This is a genomic window from Desulfofundulus luciae, assembly GCF_030813795.1.
GTDB lineage: Bacteria > Bacillota > Desulfotomaculia > Desulfotomaculales > Desulfovirgulaceae > Desulfofundulus > Desulfofundulus luciae.
In genome coordinates this window covers 101,927-122,589 of sequence record NZ_JAUSUX010000001.1, presented here as the reverse complement: position 1 = coordinate 122,589, position 20,663 = coordinate 101,927, and the positions used below count along the sequence as shown (strand labels likewise).

General features: G+C 57.1%; 20 protein-coding genes. 3 read left to right on the top strand and 17 right to left on the bottom strand.

The window, feature by feature from the left end; translation table 11 throughout:
* Positions 1-35: 35 nt before the first annotated feature.
* The 4 genes from J2Z49_RS00610 to J2Z49_RS00595 form a co-directional block, all read right to left on the bottom strand.
* Positions 36-920, bottom strand: coding sequence for a metal ABC transporter permease (locus tag J2Z49_RS00610; protein WP_307398893.1), 885 nt, complete (start codon positions 918-920; stop codon positions 36-38).
* A gap of 51 nt (positions 921-971) precedes the next feature.
* Positions 972-1,715, bottom strand: a complete 744-nt coding sequence (locus J2Z49_RS00605) for a metal ABC transporter ATP-binding protein (RefSeq protein ID WP_307398891.1) — start codon at positions 1,713-1,715, stop codon at positions 972-974.
* Entirely contained in the window at positions 1,712-2,662 is a 951-nt protein-coding gene (locus J2Z49_RS00600) for a metal ABC transporter substrate-binding protein (protein WP_307398890.1), read from the bottom strand. Before J2Z49_RS00600 ends, J2Z49_RS00605 begins: the two co-directional genes overlap by 4 nt.
* 187 nt (positions 2,663-2,849) lie before the next feature.
* Positions 2,850-3,275 carry a Fur family transcriptional regulator gene (locus J2Z49_RS00595; RefSeq protein WP_307398889.1) on the bottom strand — a complete coding sequence of 142 codons (426 nt, stop codon included), beginning with the start codon at positions 3,273-3,275 and terminating at the stop codon, positions 2,850-2,852.
* 171 nt (positions 3,276-3,446) lie between these two features.
* Between J2Z49_RS00595 and J2Z49_RS00590 the strand changes: the two genes are divergently transcribed.
* Entirely contained in the window at positions 3,447-4,127 is a 681-nt protein-coding gene (locus J2Z49_RS00590) for a nickel/cobalt transporter (RefSeq protein ID WP_307398888.1), read from the top strand.
* Here J2Z49_RS00590 and prmC read toward each other — a convergent pair.
* The 4 genes from prmC to rpmE all read right to left on the bottom strand — a co-directional run bounded on the left by prmC (position 4,105) and on the right by rpmE (position 7,498).
* A complete protein-coding gene (gene prmC / locus J2Z49_RS00585) occupies positions 4,105-5,007 on the bottom strand; it encodes a peptide chain release factor N(5)-glutamine methyltransferase (RefSeq protein ID WP_307398886.1) in 903 nt (300 codons plus the stop codon). The two genes, J2Z49_RS00590 and prmC, sit on opposite strands and share 23 nt — an antisense overlap.
* Positions 5,008-5,231: 224 nt before the next feature.
* Positions 5,232-6,305 carry a peptide chain release factor 1 gene (prfA, locus tag J2Z49_RS00580; protein WP_307398884.1) on the bottom strand — a complete coding sequence of 358 codons (1,074 nt, stop codon included), beginning with the start codon at positions 6,303-6,305 and terminating at the stop codon, positions 5,232-5,234.
* Entirely contained in the window at positions 6,268-7,170 is a 903-nt protein-coding gene (locus J2Z49_RS00575) for a DUF1385 domain-containing protein (RefSeq protein ID WP_307398882.1), read from the bottom strand. Before J2Z49_RS00575 ends, prfA begins: the two co-directional genes overlap by 38 nt.
* A gap of 127 nt (positions 7,171-7,297) precedes the next feature.
* Positions 7,298-7,498 carry a 50S ribosomal protein L31 gene (gene rpmE, locus J2Z49_RS00570; protein WP_013824439.1) on the bottom strand — a complete coding sequence of 67 codons (201 nt, stop codon included), beginning with the start codon at positions 7,496-7,498 and terminating at the stop codon, positions 7,298-7,300.
* 332 nt (positions 7,499-7,830) lie between these two features.
* Between rpmE and J2Z49_RS00565 the strand changes: the two genes are divergently transcribed.
* Positions 7,831-9,147, top strand: coding sequence for a diguanylate cyclase (locus J2Z49_RS00565; RefSeq protein WP_307398878.1), 1,317 nt, complete (start codon positions 7,831-7,833; stop codon positions 9,145-9,147).
* On the opposite strand, the gene J2Z49_RS00560 is transcribed toward J2Z49_RS00565, so the two are convergent.
* Positions 9,131-10,375: a radical SAM protein gene (locus tag J2Z49_RS00560; protein WP_307398876.1), complete on the bottom strand. Its 1,245-nt coding sequence runs from the start codon at positions 10,373-10,375 to the stop codon at positions 9,131-9,133. The two genes, J2Z49_RS00565 and J2Z49_RS00560, sit on opposite strands and share 17 nt — an antisense overlap.
* 135 nt (positions 10,376-10,510) lie before the next feature.
* Positions 10,511-11,413, bottom strand: a complete 903-nt coding sequence (locus J2Z49_RS00555) for a peptidoglycan DD-metalloendopeptidase family protein (RefSeq protein ID WP_307398875.1) — start codon at positions 11,411-11,413, stop codon at positions 10,511-10,513.
* Positions 11,414-11,919: 506 nt separating this feature from the next.
* Here J2Z49_RS00555 and J2Z49_RS00550 point away from each other — a divergent pair.
* Positions 11,920-13,761 carry an APC family permease gene (locus J2Z49_RS00550; RefSeq protein ID WP_307398873.1) on the top strand — a complete coding sequence of 614 codons (1,842 nt, stop codon included), beginning with the start codon at positions 11,920-11,922 and terminating at the stop codon, positions 13,759-13,761.
* A 1-nt stretch (position 13,762) separates the two neighbouring features.
* Here the strand turns inward: J2Z49_RS00550 and J2Z49_RS00545 are convergent, their stop codons facing one another.
* The 7 genes from J2Z49_RS00545 to fsa all read right to left on the bottom strand — a co-directional run bounded on the left by J2Z49_RS00545 (position 13,763) and on the right by fsa (position 20,629).
* Entirely contained in the window at positions 13,763-15,187 is a 1,425-nt protein-coding gene (locus tag J2Z49_RS00545; RefSeq protein WP_307398871.1) for a sensor histidine kinase, read from the bottom strand.
* Entirely contained in the window at positions 15,162-15,881 is a 720-nt protein-coding gene (locus J2Z49_RS00540; RefSeq protein ID WP_307398869.1) for a response regulator transcription factor, read from the bottom strand. Before J2Z49_RS00540 ends, J2Z49_RS00545 begins: the two co-directional genes overlap by 26 nt.
* Before the next feature lie 24 nt (positions 15,882-15,905).
* Positions 15,906-16,916: a polysaccharide deacetylase family protein gene (locus tag J2Z49_RS00535; RefSeq protein WP_307398868.1), complete on the bottom strand. Its 1,011-nt coding sequence runs from the start codon at positions 16,914-16,916 to the stop codon at positions 15,906-15,908.
* A gap of 237 nt (positions 16,917-17,153) precedes the next feature.
* A complete protein-coding gene (locus J2Z49_RS00530; protein ID WP_307398866.1) occupies positions 17,154-17,516 on the bottom strand; it encodes a hypothetical protein in 363 nt (120 codons plus the stop codon).
* Between the two features lie 493 nt (positions 17,517-18,009).
* Positions 18,010-19,326: a transcription termination factor Rho gene (rho, locus tag J2Z49_RS00525; RefSeq protein ID WP_307398864.1), complete on the bottom strand. Its 1,317-nt coding sequence runs from the start codon at positions 19,324-19,326 to the stop codon at positions 18,010-18,012.
* Positions 19,327-19,508: 182 nt separating this feature from the next.
* A complete protein-coding gene (locus J2Z49_RS00520) occupies positions 19,509-19,964 on the bottom strand; it encodes a DUF2062 domain-containing protein (protein WP_307398863.1) in 456 nt (151 codons plus the stop codon).
* Between the two features lie 17 nt (positions 19,965-19,981).
* Positions 19,982-20,629, bottom strand: coding sequence for a fructose-6-phosphate aldolase (gene fsa, locus J2Z49_RS00515; RefSeq protein WP_307398860.1), 648 nt, complete (start codon positions 20,627-20,629; stop codon positions 19,982-19,984).
* Between the last annotated feature and the right edge of the window lie 34 nt (positions 20,630-20,663).

Below are 20,663 nucleotides of genomic sequence, written 5' to 3'. Positions count from 1 at the left end.
AAAAACATCCATCGCCTGAAAACACAATCATGAACTCATGGGCCGGACGCACGCTCCCCCAGCTTCACCAGGGGGAGTTTTCCTTTCGTTCCATTAACCAGGCGGCGGCGCTGCCGGGCGCGCCAGGCGACCGTGCCGCCCTGGACCAGGACGAAAAACGCCGCCGCCAGCAGGACAATGGAACCACCGGGCGCCGTGCCCAGGTGGTAGGAAAGAACCAGGCCCCAGAAGCAAACCGTTACACCCAGGACCAGGGAAAGCCAGAACAGGCGCCGGAAACTGCCGGAGAGCAACTGGGCGATAAGCACCGGGATAACCATCAGGGCGCTCACCAGGAGGATTCCCACCACCCTGGTGGCTACGGATACGGTCAGGGCTACCAGCAGGATGAAAAGCACATTCAGGCGGTCCACCGGCAAACCGGCCACCCGGGCACACTCCTCGTCAAAGGAGATAAAAAACAATTCTTTATAGAAGAAGGCCAGTAACCCTAGCACTACCGCCCCTACCACCAGGATAAGGAGTAAATCCCCGGAACCGACGGTCAGAATGCTGCCGAAAAGGTAACCCATAACGTCCATGTTAAAGCCCCGGGCCAGGCTGATCAGAACCACGGCCAGGGCCAGACCGCTGCTCATCATCAGGGCCAGGACGGCCTCCCCGTGCAACCGCCCGGCGGCCCGCAGGCGTTCGACACCCAGGGCGGCCGCCAGGACCACGGCCAGGGTGGTCAGAAAAGGGGAAATGCCCAGGATCATGCCCAGGGCCACCCCGGCCAGGGAGACGTGGGCCAGGGTATCGGCCATGAAGGCGTACCGGCGCATGACCAGAAACACACCCACCGCCGGGCAGAGGACGCCCACTACCAGCCCGGCCAGTAGCGCCCGAACCATAAAATCGTATGAGAAAATTTCTCCCATAATGAATCCCCTTCTTTGTTTTTGAGTCATCCTCTCAAGTCGCGGCATTGTCTAGTGGCCGTGCGCTACCCGCCGGACCGGTATCCCGTAGAGACGGGCCAGGTTGGCGGTGGTCAATACCTGGGACGGTGTACCGTGGCAGATCAGGCGGCGGTTGATACAGGCCACTTTGCCCACCCGGCGGGCTACGGTGCCGGTATCGTGGGACACGGTGATCAGGGTGATGCCCATATCCCGGTTGAGGCGCTCCAGCAAAGCATAAAAGGAATCAAGCGCCCGGCTGTCCAAACCCACCACCGGTTCGTCCAGCACCAGCAATTCGGGCTTGCCCACCAGTGCCCGGGCAATAAACACCCGCTGCTGCTGCCCGCCGGAAAGGTTGCCGATGGTCCGGTGCCCGGCACCGCCGAGCCCTACCAGTTCCAGGGCTTCCTCCACCGCCCGGCGGTCCTCCTCCCCCGGGCGGCGCCCCGGGCCCAGAAGGCCAAAACGGCCGGCAAAAACCACTTCTTCCACCGTTGCCGGAAAACGGGCATCAAAACTGGTGGCCTTCTGGGGCACGTAGCCGACCCGGTGCCACTGGCGAAAGCGGTTCACGGGGCTGCCAAACAACCTGACCTCCCCGGTAAGGGGCTTTAACAAGCCCAGGATCAACTTTACCAGGGTAGTCTTACCCGAACCGTTGGGGCCCATCAGGGCGAGAAAATCCCCCCTGGCCACGGTAAGGTTAATACGCTCGAGAACCATTTCCTCACCGTAGCTAAAGGAAAGGTCCTTTACTTCTACCAGGTTCATGATTTACCCCCCAGGGCAATCTTTAAATTGGCCAGGTTTTGCCTCATCACAGACAGGTAATCTTCACCCCTGGCCATTTCTTCCGGCGTGAGTCCGCCCAGGGGGTTAAGCACAAGAGTGCGGGCACCCACCTCCCGGGCCAGGGTTTCCGATAATTTCGGGCTGACCAGGGTTTCAAAGAAAATGTACTTTACATTGTGTTCCCGGCAAAAGGCCGCCACCTCGCGCATATGGGCCGGATCGGGTTCGCTCTCGGGAGAAAGACCCATTACCGGCACCTGGCGCAACCCGTAACGCCGGGCCAGGTATCCAAAGGCCGCATGGGAGGTAACTATATCCCGGCTCTTGAAGCTTTGCGCGGCTTCCCGGTACTCCCGGTCTAGATCCTGGAGTTTGGCTATGTACTCTTCGGCCCGGGATTTGTAGTAGGATGCGTGGTCTGGATCCACGGCGATAAAAGCATCCTGTATATGCCGCACTATTTCCTGTGCCTGCACCGGATCCAGCCAGACATGGGGGTCCACAACGGTGTCCCCTGCCGGAGCAGCGCGGTGTTCATGGCCTTGCCCGGGACTGCCGGTAATAAGATCCAGGCCCCGGCTGGCCTCGACCACTTTTACCCCCTTTTCTTCAAGCATGCCCAACTGCCGCTCCACCCAGGGTTCCATGCCTGCACCGTTAAAGATGAAAACCTTCGCTTGAGTCAGGCGTACCATGTCCCGGGACGTTGGCTCCCATCCATGGGGCTCCACCCCTGCAGGCACAAGATTGGTAACCTCAACCCGTTCTCCCCCCACCTGGCGGGCAAAATCGTAAAGGGGATAGATGGTGGTCACCACCGCTATTTTCCCATCCGCCGGCGGGCCGGATGCAGTAGTGGTGCCGCATCCGGGTATATTGAACAACAGCAGGGCTGCAACAAGCAAAAAAAGCACCCTTTTTTTCAAGTTCCTGCACCCTCCAGACACGTATTATGCCAGAACCCCAAAAACAGGCAAGGGCGAAGGTCGTCCCGGAGGAACGACTAAAACCACGAAAACCGGATACGAAAACACCCGGCACCATAATTGGTATCCTGTTACTTGTTTTAAAGCAGAATTGGTTAGAGCGGCCTCTTGAATGTTCTACCTGTATTTACTGACATCTTTGGCAATATCCGTAGATTTTAAACGCATGGCCGGTAACTTTAAACCCCGGCCTTTCCGCCTGTACCCGGGCCAGACACTCCTCCGGACATAAGGGCAGTTCCTCAGCCCGGCCGCATTTCAGGCAAACCAGGTGGTGGTGGTGCCCATTACCGGCAAATTCGAAACGCCGGCAGCCGTCGGAGAAATCCAGTTCGCTGGCCAGGCCGCAGCGGGTCAACAGGTGCAAAGTGCGGTAAATGGTATCAAAGCTGACACTGGCGTAGCGCTTCTGGACCAGGCGCCAGATTTCCTCGGCGCTCAAGTGCTCCTCCCCATCCGCCTCTTCGATCAAAACGCGTAACACCTCCTGACGCTGGGGTGTCAGGCGCACACCCTGCGCTTTTAGCTTGTGCAGCGCCTCCTCCAGTTTCATAGGTATGCCTCCCAGATCAGAATAATTCCAATGTATTAGCATTTATTATTTAATCAAATAACCCATCTTTTGTCAAGAACCGCTGTTCTAAAAAATGATACCCGGGGAATATGCTGTAGTGTCCTGTCCAGTCATAGAGGCAGCATAAATGGGGGAATTTTTGCGGTCGGGGTGAGGGGTTTGACTTTCGGCATTACCCATTTATCGGCCTTTGGCCTGGGTCTCCTGCATGCCCTGGAACCGGGACACGGTAAGAGCATAATGGGGGCCTACCTGGTTCTTTCCCGGGGACGGGCTGTAGATGCGCTGCTATTGGGACTGTTCACGGCAGCCACCCACACCCTGGTGGTGCTTGTCCTGGCGATGGGCGCCCGCTGGGTTACCTGGTTCACCGTGGCGACGGCGGGAATGCCCCGGCAGGAACTGGGAGTGTGGTTGCAGGTGATCTCGGGCGTGCTCATTGCTCTCATCGGCCTGCGGCTGCTTTTTATGCGGAGTGACTGCTGCCCCCACTGCGGCCGGCCGGGACGCCCGCCCGCAGGAACCAGAGTACGCCGGGACCGCTGGGGATTGTTACTGGTGGGAGTCACCAGCGGCCTGGTCCCCTGCCCGGGGGCCCTGACGGTGATGCTCCTCTCCATCGGCAGCGGCACCCCCATGGTGGGGTTAAGCCTTGTCCTGGCCTTTGGGCTGGGAGGGGCGCTGGCCCTGGTGGGGGTGGGGCTTTTGTTCGTGAAGCTTTCCCACCTGGCCCAGAGCATGCTGGGTCAGCGCAGATGGCGCTGGCTCACGGTAACCAGCGGCCTCTTGATTTTTTTCACCGGTGTACTTACAGCGTGGAAGGCGTTTTAGACATACAAGAAACCATAAGTTGTGCCACCACCAGCCGCTCCCGGCCGGCCAGGTCCCGCCGCACCCCGTAGCGCCAGGCGCCTTCCGGGAGCAGCCGGGCCATGAGAGGGGCCTGGGAGGGATCGATCTCCATGAGCAGGTAACCTCCCGGAGCCAGCAGCTCCCGGGCCTGGGGAACCAGGCGCCGGTAGAGCTCCAGGCCGTCACAGCCGCCGTCCAGAGCCAGGTGCGGCTCATAGCGGGCCACATCGGGCATCAACTGGCCAACGGCGGCCGAGGGGATGTAGGGCAGGTTGGCGGCCACCAGGGACAGGCTGCCCGGAGAAAGGATTTTTTGCAGCGGGGACAGCAAGTCCCCGGCCAAAAAGATGATGCGGCCGGACACCCGGTGCCGCCGGGCGTTTTCGGCGGCCAGCGCCAGGGCCGCCGGGGAAATGTCGGTGGCATAGATGGTGCCCTTGTCCAGGTAGTAAGCCAGGCTGACGGCAATGGCCCCGCTGCCCGTGCCCACATCGGCCAGGAAAAGCCGCTCTTCACCCGGCACCGCCCCGCCGGCCAAAAGTTCCAGGGCCACCTCCACCAAAAGCTCCGTTTCCGGGCGGGGAATGAGTACATCCCGGGTGACCCGGAAGGAAAGCCCCATAAACTCCCGGCAACCCGTCAGGTAGGCCACCGGTTCCCCGGCGGCGCGCCGCTGCAAAAGTTCCTGGAACTTTTCTTCCTCCTCCCGGGTGAGGAGGCGGCCGGCCTCCCGGTATAAACCCACCCGGTCCATGCCGGTAACATGAGCCAGGAGTACCTCCGCCTCCAGGGGGGCGGCGTCAATGCCCTTCTGGCGCAGGAAAGCCCTGGCCCTGGCCAGGGCGGTGGCGATATTCATAAAAAAACTCCCCTCGAGTAAATATTCAGTAAAACCGTTATAACGAGGATGCGGCCCAGCACTCACCTGTATATGACTCTGCTCCCGGTGTTTCAGGTTTAATTGACACATCAGGTTTTGGGAAGAGCTAGTATTCCAGTGAGTGCTGGGTCCCCGCTCACTCCAGTGCTCCGCGCCGACAGCACCGCACCCAATCGTGTTCACTGAATATTTACCTCCTCGAGTTATGCGTTATCCACCTGTTGCAGGCGCCGGGCCTGATCCGTGGTGACCAGGGCGTCGATAATTTCATCCAGCTCGCCCATGAGCACTTCCTCAAGGCGGTGGATGGTTAAACCGATGCGATGGTCGGTGACGCGGTTTTGCGGAAAGTTATAAGTGCGGATCCGCTCGCTGCGGTCCCCGGTACCCACCATGGAGCGGCGGGCGGAGGCAATCTTTTGCTGCTGCTCCTCCTGCAACCGGTCCAGCAAACGGGCCCGCAGGACCCGCATGGCCTTTTCCTTGTTTTTGTGCTGGCTTTTTTCGTCCTGGCAGGAGACCACGATCCCCGTGGGCAGGTGGGTAATGCGCACCGCGGACTGGGTCGTGTTCACCGACTGGCCGCCCGGTCCGGTGGAGCAAAAGACATCTATGCGCAGGTCGTTGGGGTTGATCTCCACTTCCACTTCTTCGGCTTCAGGCAGGACGGCCACCGTCGCAGCCGAAGTATGGATGCGCCCCCCCGACTCGGTGGTGGGCACCCGCTGCACCCGGTGCACGCCGCTTTCAAACTTCAACCGGCTGTAAGCCCCCCTGCCCTCGATGAGAAAGATGACTTCCTTGATGCCACCCAGATCGGTGTAGCTGGTATTCATCAGATCAATTTTCCAGCCCTGGCGCTCGGCATACCGGGTGTACATGCGAAACAGGTCGGCGGCAAAAAGGGCCGCCTCTTCCCCCCCGGTACCGGCGCGTATTTCCATAATGACGTTCTTCTCATCATTGGGATCCCTGGGCAGCAGCAGCACTTTTAATTTGTGCTCCAGTTCCTCTTTCTTCTCCTCCTGCGCCTCAAGCTCCGTCTCCACCAGCTCCCGGAAATCCGGCTCCAGCTTTTCCCGCAAGAGGTCCTTTGCCTCCCGGATGTCCCGGCACACCTTTTTATACTCCCGGTACACGCCGACGATCTCTTCCAGTTCCGCATGAGCCTTGACATATTGCTGCCAGCGCGCCCGGTCGTTAATTACTTCCGGGTCGGCAATCAGGTTGCTCAATTCCTCATAGCGCTGCTCCAGGCTGTCCAGTTTGTCGAGCATGCCTTGCATCACCTCCTAGCACCGCTCCCAGGGCGGAGATGGCCACTTCCACCTGGTCGTCATCTGGCTCCCGGGTGGTCAGGCTCTGCAGCCACCGGCCGGGGACGATGAAAAGCCGGCACAGGAAGAAGCCCGGGTACCTGGCCGAAAGCTTTAACAGTTCATAGGAAACTCCCGCAAGCACGGGCAGCAGCATAATGCGGGAGGTAATCCGCCACCATAGCACCTGCTCGCCCAGCAGGGAGAAAAGAAAAATGCTCACCACCAGCACAATGAGGATAAAACTGGTGCCGCAACGGGGGTGAAAGGTGGAGTGGCGCTGTACACTGGGCACGGTAAGCTCCTCACCGGCCTCGTAGGCATTGATCACCTTGTGTTCGGCCCCGTGGTACTGAAAGACCCGCCGGATATCGGGCAGCATCCCTATGGAGACCACATAAAGGAGAAAGACGCCCAAACGAATGACTCCTTCAACAAAATTCTGGACCAGAGCCCCCCGCATAAAGCCGGCCAGGAAATGGGCGAGACCGGCGGGCAGGATCACGAACAAAAATATCCCCAGGGCCAGGGCCACCGCCAGGGTTAAAACAATGTCGCGGGTGCTCAGTTCCTCCTCCCCCACGGCCTGGTTGGCCGAAAAGGAGAGGGCCTCCAGGCCCATGACCAGGGATTCAATCAATACCACCACTCCCCTGATGAGGGGCCATTTCAGCACGGGGAACCGGGCAGCCAGGGAACCCACGGGCCTGGTATCCAGAACAACGGTGGCGTCTGGCCGCCGCACCGCCACGGCCCTTAATACCGGCCCCCGCATCATTACTCCCTCAATGACGGCCTGCCCGCCGTATTGAAAATCGCTCATCATCCTCTCCCCTTACGCCTACTGGAGGCGAAACCGCCCGGGGCGGCGCTTATCCCGCCGCGAAAAAAGTCAAACGCTCTTACGGGCGGCGGCGTCTCCAAGCAAATAGCAGAGCCCCCGCTCTGCTACCCTACTTCAAGCCGTATTTTTTGCGGAACCGGTCCGCCCTTCCCCTGGTCTCCACGGTCCGCTGGGAACCGGTAAAGAAGGGGTGGCATTTGGAACAAATTTCTACCCTGAGCTCCTTTTTGGTCGAACCGGTTTCAAAGGTGTTGCCGCAGACGCAAATTACCCTCGCCGGCCCGTATTTGGGGTGGATGCCTTCCTTCACTGGAAAATCACCTCACTTAAAGCCTCATTGCATCTTAATCGCATACTTAATTATTATAACATAGGGAATAACATGGAGCAAGATTTGTCAGTCTTGAATTGAGCGAAATTTCATGATAAGGTAATATGTAGACCCAGGAGCCTTCCATTTAAGTCAATTAATAAACAGCCCTTTGAAGCAATTCCTTGTTGTTTAAAACAACTGGCATGATCGCAGCGAGAAACTGCCCGGGGTCTTTTGCTTTTTAGAGCAGCGTTTTGCCACACGCGACAGTAATGCCTATTAATATCGCTGTAATACTAATTTCAGCATCAAAATGGGAGGTTTTTGCTTTGGCAGGCCTTTTTTTTCACCCGCTGGTATTGTTGTTGTCCGGCAGCCACGAAACCATCACGGCGGTGGCTTCACAAATGGATTATGAGCTGTTTAATTTGCTCATCACCATCCGGGAAGAGGAGGCCATTGAGGCCATTCGCCGGGGTTGGTCCGATGTGCTCATCTTTGAACCTCCAAACCCGCAGCACCATTCCGGTTGCCTATCCCTTTTTTTACAGGAGCAGGGGGACGCCCTGCCGGTAATTCTCATCACCAGTCCCCAGGACCTCTTCCCCGAATGCCCGTGGTTACGGGTGTACGAGGTATTGCACAAGCCCATTAACAGGCTGGATTTGTCCGCGCGATTAAAATCGGTGGTTACCCTGCGCCAGCTTGAAAAGCAACTTGCCGACCAGCCCCTGGGACCCAGGGGGGCAGCCCGGGTACTCCTGGTGGAGGACAGCCCCCTGCAGCGCAAGATCCTGGCCGGGTACCTGGCCGGGGAAGGCATTGAGGTAATTACCGCTGCCGACGGCGCGGAAGCATTGCGTATAGCCGAACAACAAAGACCCGACCTGATCCTCCTGGACGTCGTCCTGCCCGGCATGGACGGCTTTGAAGTCTGCCGGCACCTGAAGGAGAACACCGGCTTAAAAGACATCCCGGTGGTATTCATCACTTCCCGCCAGGGACGGGAGGAGAAAATCCGCGGCCTGGAATGCGGGGCGGACGATTTCCTGATCAAACCTGTGGATAAAAGGGAATTGCTAATCCGCACCCATTCCCTGATCCGGCGCAAGCAGCTGACGGACACCCTGGTAAACCAGGCCAGCCGGGACCCCCTGACCGGTCTTTTCAACCGGCGCCAGCTGGCCCTTGACCTGCAGCGGGAGCTTTCCCGGGCCAAACGTTACTCCACCCCCCTGGCCTTAATTATGGCCGACGTGGATTTCTTTAAAAACTATAACGATACCAACGGGCACCTGGCCGGGGACGAAGTCCTGCGGCAGCTGGCCGGTTTGTTTGTTTCCAGCATCCGGGACATGGATACCGTCTACCGCTATGGCGGTGAGGAATTTATCATCCTGCTGCCCCAGACGGACCCGGCCGGGGCGGTTACCGTGGCGGAAAAACTGCGCCGGAAGGTGGAAAAACACTCCTTCCCCCACGGCGAAAAGCAGCCGGGTGGACGGCTGACCATCAGCCTGGGGGTAGCGGTTTACCCGGATCACGCCCGGGACGCCGAAGGTTTGATCCTGGCCGCCGACCGGGCCATGTACCGGGCCAAAAAAGAAGGCAGAAACCGGTACGCCACGGCTACATCTCCCGGCTGAAATTCCCCACCAGAAGACCCGGCACTTTCTTCAACCGGGTAATGAACTCTCCTATACCTGTCAAGTCCCCCCGGGCCGGAGGCAGGCGGCCGAAGAGGTAGTCCGGGTCGATGTTCAAATTGCGCAGTTGTACCATCTGGACCCCGGTCTCCCGGATAAAGGCCAGGAGGCTTTTTACCTCTTCCTCGCGGTCGGTCAGGCCGGGCAGAACCAGGAGGTTCAGGGAAACAAACACCCCCGCCTGCCGGGCCAGCACGATGGAACGGCGCACGTCATGGAGATCGTAATTGTGCGGCCGGTGGTAGGCACGATAAATATCAGGTCTGGCGCTGATTAAACTCACCCTTATGGAGTCAACCCCACTGGCGATGATTTTTTCCATGCCGGCAGTATGGCCGGCATTGGTGTTTATATTGATAGTCCCCCGGGACACCAGCCGCCGCACCCGGGAAATGGCAGCGGCAATGGTACCGGCAGCCAGGAGCGGTTCTCCCTCGCATCCCTGGCCGAAACTGATGATGGCCCCGGGAGCGCTCCTTAAGTGCTCCTCCATTACCTCCACCACCGCTTCCACCGGGGGAGCGGATGAAATCCGCTTCTGCGGGGAGGGACAGCATTCGGCCGGCTGCCTGGAGATACACCCCAGGCAGCGGGCATTGCAACTGGGGGAAACGGGTACCCCTCCCTCCCAGCGACGGTAAAAAATATTCTGGGCGGTAAAACAGGAGTACTCCCGGGCGCAACGGGCCAGTTGGGCCAGGACGGGATTCCCGGGATGGCGGCCCAGGCGCTCGGAAATCAAACGCCCCAGCTCCGGGGTACTGTAATGCCCGGGATCCCAGCGGTAGGGGTTGTCCGTTTGCCGCGCGGCCACCCACAACCCATCCTTATGCCAGGCCACCGCTGCATAGCCAAAAAGGGGCAGGGGTTTTTTCCCTGCCGGGCGGCGGTAGGCCGGTAAGAGGGTGCGGGTGTAACCCTGGGGTAAAAGGGCGGCCACGGCAAAGACGGAAACTCCCCGCACCCTTTCCACCAGAACAAAATTACCCCGCCGGTCGAGCCCCACCGGGCTCCCGGCCGGAATGAGCACCAGGGAAGCCCCCCGGGGCAGGGGCATCATATCGGAAGGGGTTATTTCCACAAACCGGTCCCCGGTCCGTCCAACTGCAGCCATTTCAGGATGATCGTAAAAACGCCCCCCGGCGTCGGCATAAACCAGACGATACACACTTGAAAACCCCCGTGAAATACATTCCCCAAACCACCCCCCATTATAAGCAACGGGGCCGGGGCCGGTCAATGACAAAGCCCCGGCGTACACCCATTTGCAGGCGAACGAAAGGCCCGCTTTGTCCGCGGGCCTTTACACCCTGGTGCGGGTGAGGCATAACAGGGGGTCATAGGGTATGCCGTTTAAGCGTACCTCCAGGTGCAGGTGGGGACCGGTGGAACGTCCGGTGCTGCCCACCAGGGCAATGACCTCCCCGGCCTCCACCCACTGTCCCGGCTCCACCAGCACCCGAAGTGCGTGGGCGTAAAGGGTTTCCAGGCCGTCACCATGATCAATAATGACCGTGTTGCCATAAGTTCCCCGGGGGCCGGCAAAGGTCACCCGGCCGGAGCGGACCGCCCGGATGGGCTCGCCTTCCCCGGCGGCAATGTCCACCCCCTCATGGGGCCGGCCGTCCCGCCAGCCAAAGGGGGAGCTTACCCACCCCACCACGGGCCAGGCCAGTTGATCCACCGGCAGGGCGGCCGTGACGGCTCTTGCCGCCAGGTCGTCCCGGTAACTCGCCGGGATGGTCACCTGCTGTCCCGGAACGAGCCGGTCCGGATTCAATAAATCGTTGACGGCCACCAGCCGGGCCAACGGCATCTGGTAGCGCCGGGCAATGTCCGAAAGGGTTTCGCCGGGCAATACCGTATGTGTAAGTACCCCGGCGGGAATTTGCAGTACCCGTCCCTCCACGATCAGGTCGGCGTCCCGGATGCCGTTTGCTTCCTGCAGGGCGGTTACCGGCAGGCCGAAACGGCCGGCAATTGCCTCCAGGGTGTCCCCGGGCCGCACCCGGTACACGTGCCGGTCACCGGCAGGCGGGCCCGTTTCTACCCGGGGAAGGTTGCCGTAGGACACGCCGGTGAGAATGGCCTCATCGGGCGCGGCATAGAGAGGCACCCTCCCGGGCAGCAGGCACACCGCCAGGACGGCCCCGGCTGCGAGCAATATGGTTAATTTGCGCAGACGCTTTTTAACTAACTTGCCCATGTGCAGTCCTCTCCTCCAACTGCTTCATCCCGTTTTGTTATCAGGCAGTCTAAAAAAGAGGATTGCCCAAAAGCGGGCCGTTTTATACATGAGGGGCCAGTATAAAGTTTTAAGGAAAAGGTGACGCTTAAAGATGGGCCGGATTACAGAAAACCAATAACAGCGTACCGCAGGGCAGGGGCAGGCGGTGGCCTGTTAGAACCTGCAGTTTTAGTGCGTTGAAATTGGCCGGTGATAAAAATATTTGAAAAATAACGCCCCCCGTTGAGATGGGCAGATATTTTCCTTTTTCCCGCAGCCGCGTTTGGACCGGACTGTGCTGGGTTGTTTTCCGGCTTTTGACTGTTCGAGAACGCGGTCCTAAAATGAACTGGAATAGATATTGTTTTAATGCAGGAGGGGGAGGCGCAAGGCTTTAAAGCCGGTTTCGTTGGTGAAAAGCGGTGGTTGTGTGCGGGGGGTTTTTTTGTCCAAATGAGAGTAGAAGTGAGGGGTTAACCGGAGAGATGTTTAGAACTTTAAAAAGGTTATTAATCGGTGCGCCGCTGCCCAACCAGAGTCTGGTACGGGAGAAACTGCCCGTTTGGAAGGCGCTGGCCATCTTTTCGTCGGACGCCCTTTCATCGGTGGCCTACGGGCCGGAGCAGATCATTGCCGTTTTGACGGCCGCCGGAGCCGCCTTATACGGGTTTACAGCTCCCATTGCCATTGCCATTCTCGTTTTACTGGTCATTGTCAGTATCTCATACGCCCAGGTGGCCCGGGCCAACCCGGGCGGCGGCGGTTCTTACTCGGTGGCTAAAAAAAATCTGGGTGAAACCGTTGCTCTTGTTGCCGCAGCTTCTCTATTTATCGATTACACCTTGACCGTGGCCGTGAGTATTTCATCCGGTACTGATGCCATCATTTCGGCCTTCCCGTTGCTTGTTCCTTACCGCACTGCCATTGACCTGGGAGTGCTTTTTGGCCTGCTCATGTTAATCAACCTGCGCGGTGTCCGGGAATCATCAACGGTCTTTGTGTTCCCGACCTATGGTTTTATATTTGGCATTTTGATCCTGGTGGCTGCTGGGGTTTATCAGGCTCTTGCAGGAAGAGAGGCCTTTCTGCCTCCTGCTTCGATGAAGTTTGCCTGGGACGGTTTCACCCTTTTTGCCATTTTACGAGCATTTGCCAGCGGGTGCAGCTCCATGACCGGGGTGGAAGCCATTTCTAACGGCGTGACCATGTTTCAGCCCCCGGAGGTGGAAAACGCCCGTAAGACTACTTTTATTATGGCCCTGATTCTGGGATTGATGTTCGGCGGCATTACCTTCCTGTATATGCGCTATCATCTCCTGCCGCAGGCCAATCAAACCATGCTTTCCCAGTTGGCATTCGCCATACTGGGCCATAACTGGAGCTACTACTATATCCAGTTCACCACCATGTTGATCCTCTATCTGGCGGCAAACACTGCGTACAACGGCTTACCGCCGCTTCTTTCCCTGCTGGCCCGGGACGGCTACATGCCGCGCTACCTGGCGGCCCGGGGCGACCGCCTGGTTTTTTCTAACGGCATTGTTTTGCTTTCCATAGTGGCAGCCATGTTCATCCTCGCCTATTACGGCAACACCGGCCACCTGATTTCCCTTTATGCCCTGGGCGTATTTCTTTCCTTCACCATCGCCCAGACGGGCATGGTTATCCACTGGCGGCGTGAAAGAGGCACCGGCTGGCAGATCCGGGCACTGATCAATGGCATTGGTGCCGTTACCACCGCCATTGTGGTGATCATTATCGCCGTAACCAAATTCATTTACGGAGCCTGGCTGGTGGCTGTTGCCATTCCGCTATTGATTGCCATGTTTCGAAAGATCTACCGCCACTACCAGGACATGCGGGAACAATTGAGGTTGCCCCGGGAAAGCTACGGGGGAGGGAGTAGAAGGCATCCTGCCGGCAGGAATCTGGTGGTGGTGCCCGTTGCCGGCGTCAACCGGGTGGTGGAGAACACCCTGGCCTATGCCCGTCTCATCTCTTCTGAAATCATTGCCCTGTATGTAGGTGTGGACGAAGAAAGCAGCCGGGAAGTTCGTGAAAAGTGGCAGCGCTGGGATCCGGGCGTGGAACTGATTGTCCGTTATTCGCCATACCGTACAATTCTGGAACCTATAGTCGACTTTGTTAACCAGTTGCGTGAAAAACGCCAGCCCGGCGACTTTATTACCATACTGATCCCGGAATTTGAAACCCGCAGGTGGTGGCACCGTTTACTACACAACCAGACCGGCTGGTTCCTGCGGACTTATTTCATCTTCCACCAGGACGTGGTGGTTTCGGTGGTGCCTTTCCACCTGCAGAAGTAGTTCAGGCTGCAACCTGCGGCCCGCGTGCGGGAAGGAAAATGCTAAACTCACATCCGCCGCCCGGCCGGTTGCCGGCGGTTATTTTTCCCCCGTGTTTTTCCACCAGGAGTTTACTTATGGCCAGGCCAAGCCCCGTACCTGGGTACTCCCGGTCGGAAGAAAGGTTGCCTGTGTAAAAGCGTTCGAAAATATAAGGTAGTTCTGCAGGTGGTATGCCCGGCCCTTCATCTGTCACCCGGACAAGAAAACCGCTGGCTTTCCATTCGCCTCTCACGATAACTTTGCTGTTTTCGGGCGAAAACTTGATGGCGTTGTCGATTATATTGGTAAAAACCTGGGCCAGCCTGCAGCGGTCGCCGCGGAGGGTCATGTACCCTTCAACACTGGTGGAGAAATCGAGAGTCACCTTTTTTTCGACTGCCAGTGGAGTCAGTATTTCCACAACTTCTGCAAGTATTGTCCCGGGACAAACGTCCTCCCAGTTAAAGCGCAGGTGGCCGCTCTTCAGCCGGGCCAGGGTGAGAAGATCATCCACAATGTGCGCCAGGCGCCCGGTTTCGGCAAAAACTCTGGCCAGGTAAGCAGGCCGGCCTGCCGGCGGGATAGTTCCGTCCAGCATTCCCTGGACAAAACCGCGAATCGATGTAAGCGGCGTTCTTAACTCGTGTGAAACATTGGCCAGGAAATCCTGGCGGGTTCTTTCAAGTGCTTCAAGTTGTGTCGCCATGAAGTTTAGAGCCCGGGCAAGTTGCCCGATTTCGTCATGGCGCTCCTGTTCCACCTGAATACGCGCGCTGAAGTCCCCCTGCCCCATCAGCAAAGCAACCCGGCTCATCTGGACAAGAGGTCGCGTAAAGTGTCGTGAAAAGAAGAGCGCCGGAACGACGGCCAGGGTGAAAGTTCCCAGGGCGGCCAGCCAGACCAGACGAATGACTTCTCTAACGGGTTCCCTGATATCGGCCACGGGGAAAAAGCCGATGATGGTACCTTCCGGAAGTCTTGTGGCCGCTACCACGATATCTAAAGAATGTTCTTTTTGATCCCTTACTATTCTGGTATATATCTGGTTTCCCCGGGCGTGCTGTACCAAATCGGCCAGTACATTTTGTCCGGGGGCAAAATCACTGCTCCCTTCTGTTTTAAAAGAAACCGCGCCATGCGCGTCCAGGAGGTAAAAATTGGTCCCCCCAACACGGGTGATCAGGTCCATTCCCCGATGATAAGCATTAACCCCCATTTGTCCTTGAAGGTATTTTGTGGTTAAATTTGCAGCCTCCTGGAGGTCTTCCTTCAAAGAAGCTTCATATTGACGGTAAAAGTAATAGGAAAACAGGGAAGAGAGAACCAGGCTCAAGATCAGAGCAGTAAATAGTGCTATACCGAGCCCGAAAACGAGAATTTTAGTAAAAATGCTCCACTTCCGCATCTTTTCCCTCCAGGACAAATTTATATCCCACACCCCATACGGTTTTGATGCGCCAGGCACATGAGAACCGCTCCAGTTTTTCTCGAATTCGATTGATGTGTACATCTACAGTTCGTGTATTACCCTCAAAGTTAAATCCCCACAATTGCTGAAGGAGGGATTCGCGGGTAAAGACACGGTTGGGATGGGAGGCCAGAAGATATAAAAGCTGGGTCTCCCGGGGAGTCAGCTCCACCCTCTCGTCCCCCACCTTTACCACATAGCTGCTCAAATCAATAACTATACCGGGCAACTCTATACGCTCGGCTTTGTTTCCGGTCCGGCGCAAAACCGCCTTGACCCGTGCCACCAGCTCCAGTGGGTCGAAGGGTTTCACGATATAATCGTCGGCACCCAGATCGAAACCGCGCAGTTTATTCTGTAACTCTCCTTTCGCGGTAAGAATAATTACCGGTAAAGACGAATGCTGCCGTATCCAGCGGCAGACCTCCCACCCATCTATAAGGGGGAGCATTAAATCCAGGATTACCAGGTCGATACCGGAATCTTTGCCGCTCAGGATTTTCAAAGCTTCCATACCGCCGGTAGCAATCACACTGGAAAAACCGTGTTTTTCCAGGTACAGCCGGATTAACTCGGCGATATTGCTATCATCCTCAACAATTAAAACATTTGCCTCGGGGCTGGACTTCAATTTTCAATCACCTCCGGAACATTGTCACGAAAATCTTTCTTGCCAGAACTCCAGGGCCACACAGGCCGGCTCAAGCAACGCCGGATCGAGGAATATGAAGGAAGGGCACCACTGCTGAGCGTAAGCAAGCAGCGCATATTGTTCAATCTTACGGATCAAAATTTCCGGGGTGATATCAGGGCTGCCCGCATTGATGCGCCTGATGCGACCGCCGGTGATGCAGGAACCGTTCAACCCCCTGCTGGTATAATAGAGGTATTTATACCCGAGGGAACGGGCAATCCTGGCCGCGGTAGGGCTGTCCACCCCGTAGGGCCAGCAAAACTGGTCCATGGGACGCCCCAGCTCCTTTTCCATTACTTCTTTTGCCTTGAGGAGATCCGCCCTTACCCGGGCTTCATATTCTTCCCGTGTTTCCCGCCGGTTTTGCTTATCCAGCCAGATCGGGCCTGCCAGGGCGGGCCTTATGTGCCGGGCGGCGGGCACACCCGGGGCGAACCTGGCCAGGTAGTGGCTATCATAGGAATGGGGATAAAAACTCATGCCGTGGGCCTGCATTTCCCGCATTTGTTCCCAGGTAAGCTTCGGTACTTGTTTCCAGATAAGCCTGGAGCCCGGGCTGCCTTTCGTGTCGCCTGCAGACTTCACGATGACAAAACAGGTGGCCGGTATATTCCTTTTTTTTAATTCCGGGTAGGCGTATGTATAGAAGGATTCATACCCGTCGTCGAAGGTGATGACTACCGCCTTTGGAGGGACGTTATCCTTTCCGGACAGAAACCGGGCCAGCCTTTCCGTGGAAATGACATGGTAACCTTCCTTTTGCAAAATATCCAGGTGTGCCCGAAAAAGCCGGGGAGTGATTACCGCCGAACCGCGGTCGGTATTGCTGATGTGATGGTACATGAGCACGGCCACATGATTTTGATAACCCGGATGGAAACTGACGGTGCTGGAATGGGTTGGAAAGAAGAGGGGAATCAGTCCCGGCGTAAAGAGAAGGAGCAATGTTCTGATCATTCCTAAAAGGTTCATCTGTCGCCTCTCTCGCTTTACCTTATATAATTATTGTACCTGGAGTTGTGGAAGCCAGGAAATCAATTCGGTTTTCATTCCCTGGCTACCTCTGAATTAAACTCCCATCTGGCTCTTATTTTACAACTCCCCGGTATCGAAGAAAAGCGACAAACCTGGATTCAGCCACGTCAGAAGTAAAAAAGAAAAATAGGACAGGTTTCATCAACCCATCCTCACCACCGCACTGAACAGCGGCTATTTTTTAGTCCCGGTTTTCTTTACTGCAGGGGTTTTCACCGCCACCCCTTTCTTATGGACGGCCGGCTTCTTGGGTACAACTTTTTTTCCGGCAACCGGCTTACCGGTTGCAACCTTTTTCTTGACGTTTGACTTCGTCTTGGCCTTTGCTGCCGGTACCGCAGGAGCAGCCTTCTTCACCCCTGCTTTGAGATTGGCCGGTTTGGCCGGTACTGCTCCCCGCCTGGTTGCCGTCACCACAGGTTTTACCGGTTGTTTTGCCGTCGCCGCCATGGCTACCGTGCCAAGCGGAGCAACAGCAGTAAAGGCGGCCATTGAGATTAGCGCTATACCTTTGATGAGTTTCTCCCTTAAGTTCATGTTTCCTCACCCCCTCCCTTGCCCCCTATTCTAAACATGCTTTTTTAATGTTCCATCTCAGTTTTGTAAATAAAGTGTAAAAACTTTAGACCTGGTTACCGTCCGCAGGCCGGCCGGCACCACCCGGCACTTCGTAAGCGAACTTTCCCTGCTGGAAAACCAGGGGGCAACGTTCATCCTGGACCAGGAGAAGCACAAACAACCCGGATCGAGTGGCACGGCGCGGCTAAAAAACGACCGCCCTTTTTCTCCGGGAGACAAAAAAAAAGCGCCGGCCCGGAGCAAGCCGGGGTGCGCATCTTGCGCGGAAGCCAGGAAGAGAGCGGGGACCCAGCACTCACTGGTATAGTAGGTCTTCCTAAAACCGGGGTGTCAATTAAACCTGAAATACCAGGAGCAGAGCCTTATTCTGGTGAGTGCCGGGCGGCACCAGTAAACGAAATAATTACCCCGGTGCAGGGGGAAGTACCACAGGCTGGAGGGCAGCGAACTGTCACTGGCTTTCGGGGGTAATATCCCGGCGCACATCGGGGGGCCTGTCGGGGGGAACCACCGGACCGCTTTTACGGGCAGTGCGGAAGAGGCGCAGGAGCTCTTCGTTGGTTCTGGTTTTTTTCATGCGCTCCACGAGCATCTCCATGGCCTCCCAGGGGGCCATACCCACGGTAGCCTTGCGGAAAAACCAGATCCACTCCAGTTCATCCCGGGACAACAGCAGTTCTTCCTTGCGCGTGCCGGAACGCTGCACGTCAATGGCCGGGAACAGGCGCCGTTCCGCCAGCCGGCGGTCCAAAATCAGCTCCATGTTGCCCGTACCCTTGAACTCTTCAAAGATCACGTCATCCATCCGGCTGCCCGTTTCAATGAGAGCGGTGGCCAGGATGGTCAGGCTGCCCCCTTCCTCCAGATTGCGGGCGGCACCGAAGAAACGCTTGGGCTTGTGCAACGCGGCCGGGTCGACGCCCCCGGACAGGGTACGCCCGCTGGGGGGGATCACCAGGTTGTGCGCCCGGGCCAGCCGGGTGATGCTGTCCAGCAAGATCACCACATCCTGCTTGTGTTCCACCAGGCGCTTGGCCCGTTCCAGCACCATTTCCGCCACTTTCACATGGTTTTCCGGCGGCTCGTCAAAGGTGGAACTCACTACTTCCCCGTCCACCGAGCGTTCAATATCGGTAACTTCCTCCGGCCGTTCGTCAATGAGGAGCACAATCAGGTAAATTTCGGGATGATTCCGGGTGATGCTGTTGGCAATTTCTTTTAAGAGCATGGTTTTGCCCGCCTTGGGCGGCGCCACAATCAAACCCCGCTGTCCTTTTCCGATGGGGGCAACCAGGTCGATGATCCTGGTGGCAATCTTGTCAGGCTGGGTCTCCAGGCGGAGCCGATTCTGGGGATAAAGGGGGGTGAGGCCGTCGAAATGCAATCTCTCGGCGGCTTTCTCCGGATCGACACCGTTAACCTGTTCCACCCGCAACAGAGCATAGTAGCGCTCGTTTTCCTTGGGCCCCCGCACCTGGCCGGCCACCAGGTCGCCGGTACGCAGGTCAAACCGGCGGATCTGGGAGGAAGACACGTAGATATCATCGTGGCTGGGCAGGTACTGGAAGGGCCGCAGGAACCCGTAGCCGTCGGGGAGTATCTCCAGCACCCCCTGGGCGTAAATGAGCCCGTTTTTTTCCGTCTGGGCTTTGATGATTTCAAAGATCAGTTCCCGCTTGCGCAGGCGGGAATACCCGGTAAGCTCCAGCTCCCGGGCTATTTTGTACAACTCCTGCATGGTTTTGCCTTCTAGTTCCGAATAATTCACACTGCATCCTTTCCTTTCCAAATACTTACTAAGGAGCGGCCCGGGACGACCGCCGTCTAACCAGTTGTACCGCATTATAAACAAATGAAGTTTGATAATAAACTTTTAAGGCAGTTAAGGGGAAACCGGCCTGGTTGGTGGAACCCCGCTGACCCGGGAATCCACAAGGAGGGGAAACGTGCTCAGGAACGTTTTTTGAGCCGCCGTACTTCCAGCAGACGGCGTACGGGGAAGTAAATCAAGATCCACGCGAGGGCAGCGTCTATGACTGCACCAATTAAAAAGGGGTATCCCATTTGTTTGAAAGTGGACAGGGAACCCCCGGCGGGAACCGCCGGGATGTCCCCAATGACGGTGCTGCCCACCAGGTAATTCAGGGCGTAAAAGAAGGGTACGGCCCACTTAAAAAAGGTGGCCGAAAGGGCGGCTGCAATGGCGTTTACCCCTAAGGACCGGGCCAGCAGGTAAGCCACGGGGATGCTGATCAGGGGAATAGGGAAAAAATCCAGAGCCGTACCCAGGGCGACCCCGTGGGCAATTTTGTGCGGGGCGTCGGGAAGGTTCATTACTTGATGATATTTTTCGGCCAGGTAGTTTTTCCAACCCAGAAGCTTTACCTTGACGCGCGCTATGAGCATGGTTTGTTCGGGATATCTTACTTCTTAGGAACCGTGGCCCAGTCGGCCAGGAATTTTTCAATACCTGTATCGGTTAAGGGGTGTTTGAGCATTTGCATGAGCACTTTATAAGGCACGGTGGCGATGTCCGCACCGGCCCGGGCGGCCATGACCACATGCACCGGGTGGCGAATGCTGGCTGCAATAACCTTGGTCGGGAAATCGTAATTGCTATAAATGGCCATGATGTCCTGAATCAGTTCCAGCCCGTCGTGGCCGACATCATCCAGCCGGCCCACAAAGGGGCTGACATAAGTAGCCCCGGCCAGGGCGGCCAGAAGAGCCTGGTTGGCCGAAAAAACCAGGGTAACGTTGGTTTTGATCCCCTTGGAGGAAAGGAACTTCACCGCTTTGAGCCCTTCTCCGGTCATGGGGATTTTGACCACGATGTTGGGATGGATGGCCGCCAGTTCCTCTGCCTCTGCAATCATGCCTTCAGCTTCGGTGCTCACCGCTTCGGCGCTGATCGGCCCGTCCACAATGGCGGTAATTTCCCGCACCACTTCGGCAAAATCCCGGCCCTCCCTGGCAATCAGGGACGGGTTGGTGGTTACGCCACTGATTACCCCCAGGGCGTAGGCTTTTTTGATCTCTTCCACGTTGGCTGTGTCGAGAAAAAGCTGCATGGAAAGTCCTCCTTGAATGCTAGCAATATCTGTC

Excerpts from the sequence above, each read along its gene's own strand:
- J2Z49_RS00605 (WP_307398891.1), bottom strand. The coding sequence starts at position 1,715 with ATGAACCTGGTAGAAGTAAAGGACCTTTCCTTTAGCTACGGTGAGGAA.
- prfA (WP_307398884.1), bottom strand. The coding sequence starts at position 6,305 with ATGCTCGACAAACTGGACAGCCTGGAGCAGCGCTATGAGGAATTGAGC.
- J2Z49_RS00550 (WP_307398873.1), top strand. The coding sequence starts at position 11,920 with ATGTTTAGAACTTTAAAAAGGTTATTAATCGGTGCGCCGCTGCCCAAC.
- J2Z49_RS00555 (WP_307398875.1), bottom strand. The coding sequence starts at position 11,413 with ATGGGCAAGTTAGTTAAAAAGCGTCTGCGCAAATTAACCATATTGCTC.
- J2Z49_RS00595 (WP_307398889.1), bottom strand. The coding sequence starts at position 3,275 with ATGAAACTGGAGGAGGCGCTGCACAAGCTAAAAGCGCAGGGTGTGCGC.
- J2Z49_RS00530 (WP_307398866.1), bottom strand. The coding sequence starts at position 17,516 with ATGAACTTAAGGGAGAAACTCATCAAAGGTATAGCGCTAATCTCAATG.
- J2Z49_RS00610 (WP_307398893.1), bottom strand. The coding sequence starts at position 920 with ATGGGAGAAATTTTCTCATACGATTTTATGGTTCGGGCGCTACTGGCC.
- J2Z49_RS00535 (WP_307398868.1), bottom strand. The coding sequence starts at position 16,916 with ATGAACCTTTTAGGAATGATCAGAACATTGCTCCTTCTCTTTACGCCG.
- J2Z49_RS00545 (WP_307398871.1), bottom strand. The coding sequence starts at position 15,187 with ATGCGGAAGTGGAGCATTTTTACTAAAATTCTCGTTTTCGGGCTCGGT.
- J2Z49_RS00575 (WP_307398882.1), bottom strand. The coding sequence starts at position 7,170 with ATGATGAGCGATTTTCAATACGGCGGGCAGGCCGTCATTGAGGGAGTA.
- prmC (WP_307398886.1), bottom strand. The coding sequence starts at position 5,007 with ATGAATATCGCCACCGCCCTGGCCAGGGCCAGGGCTTTCCTGCGCCAG.
- fsa (WP_307398860.1), bottom strand. The coding sequence starts at position 20,629 with ATGCAGCTTTTTCTCGACACAGCCAACGTGGAAGAGATCAAAAAAGCC.
- J2Z49_RS00520 (WP_307398863.1), bottom strand. The coding sequence starts at position 19,964 with ATGCTCATAGCGCGCGTCAAGGTAAAGCTTCTGGGTTGGAAAAACTAC.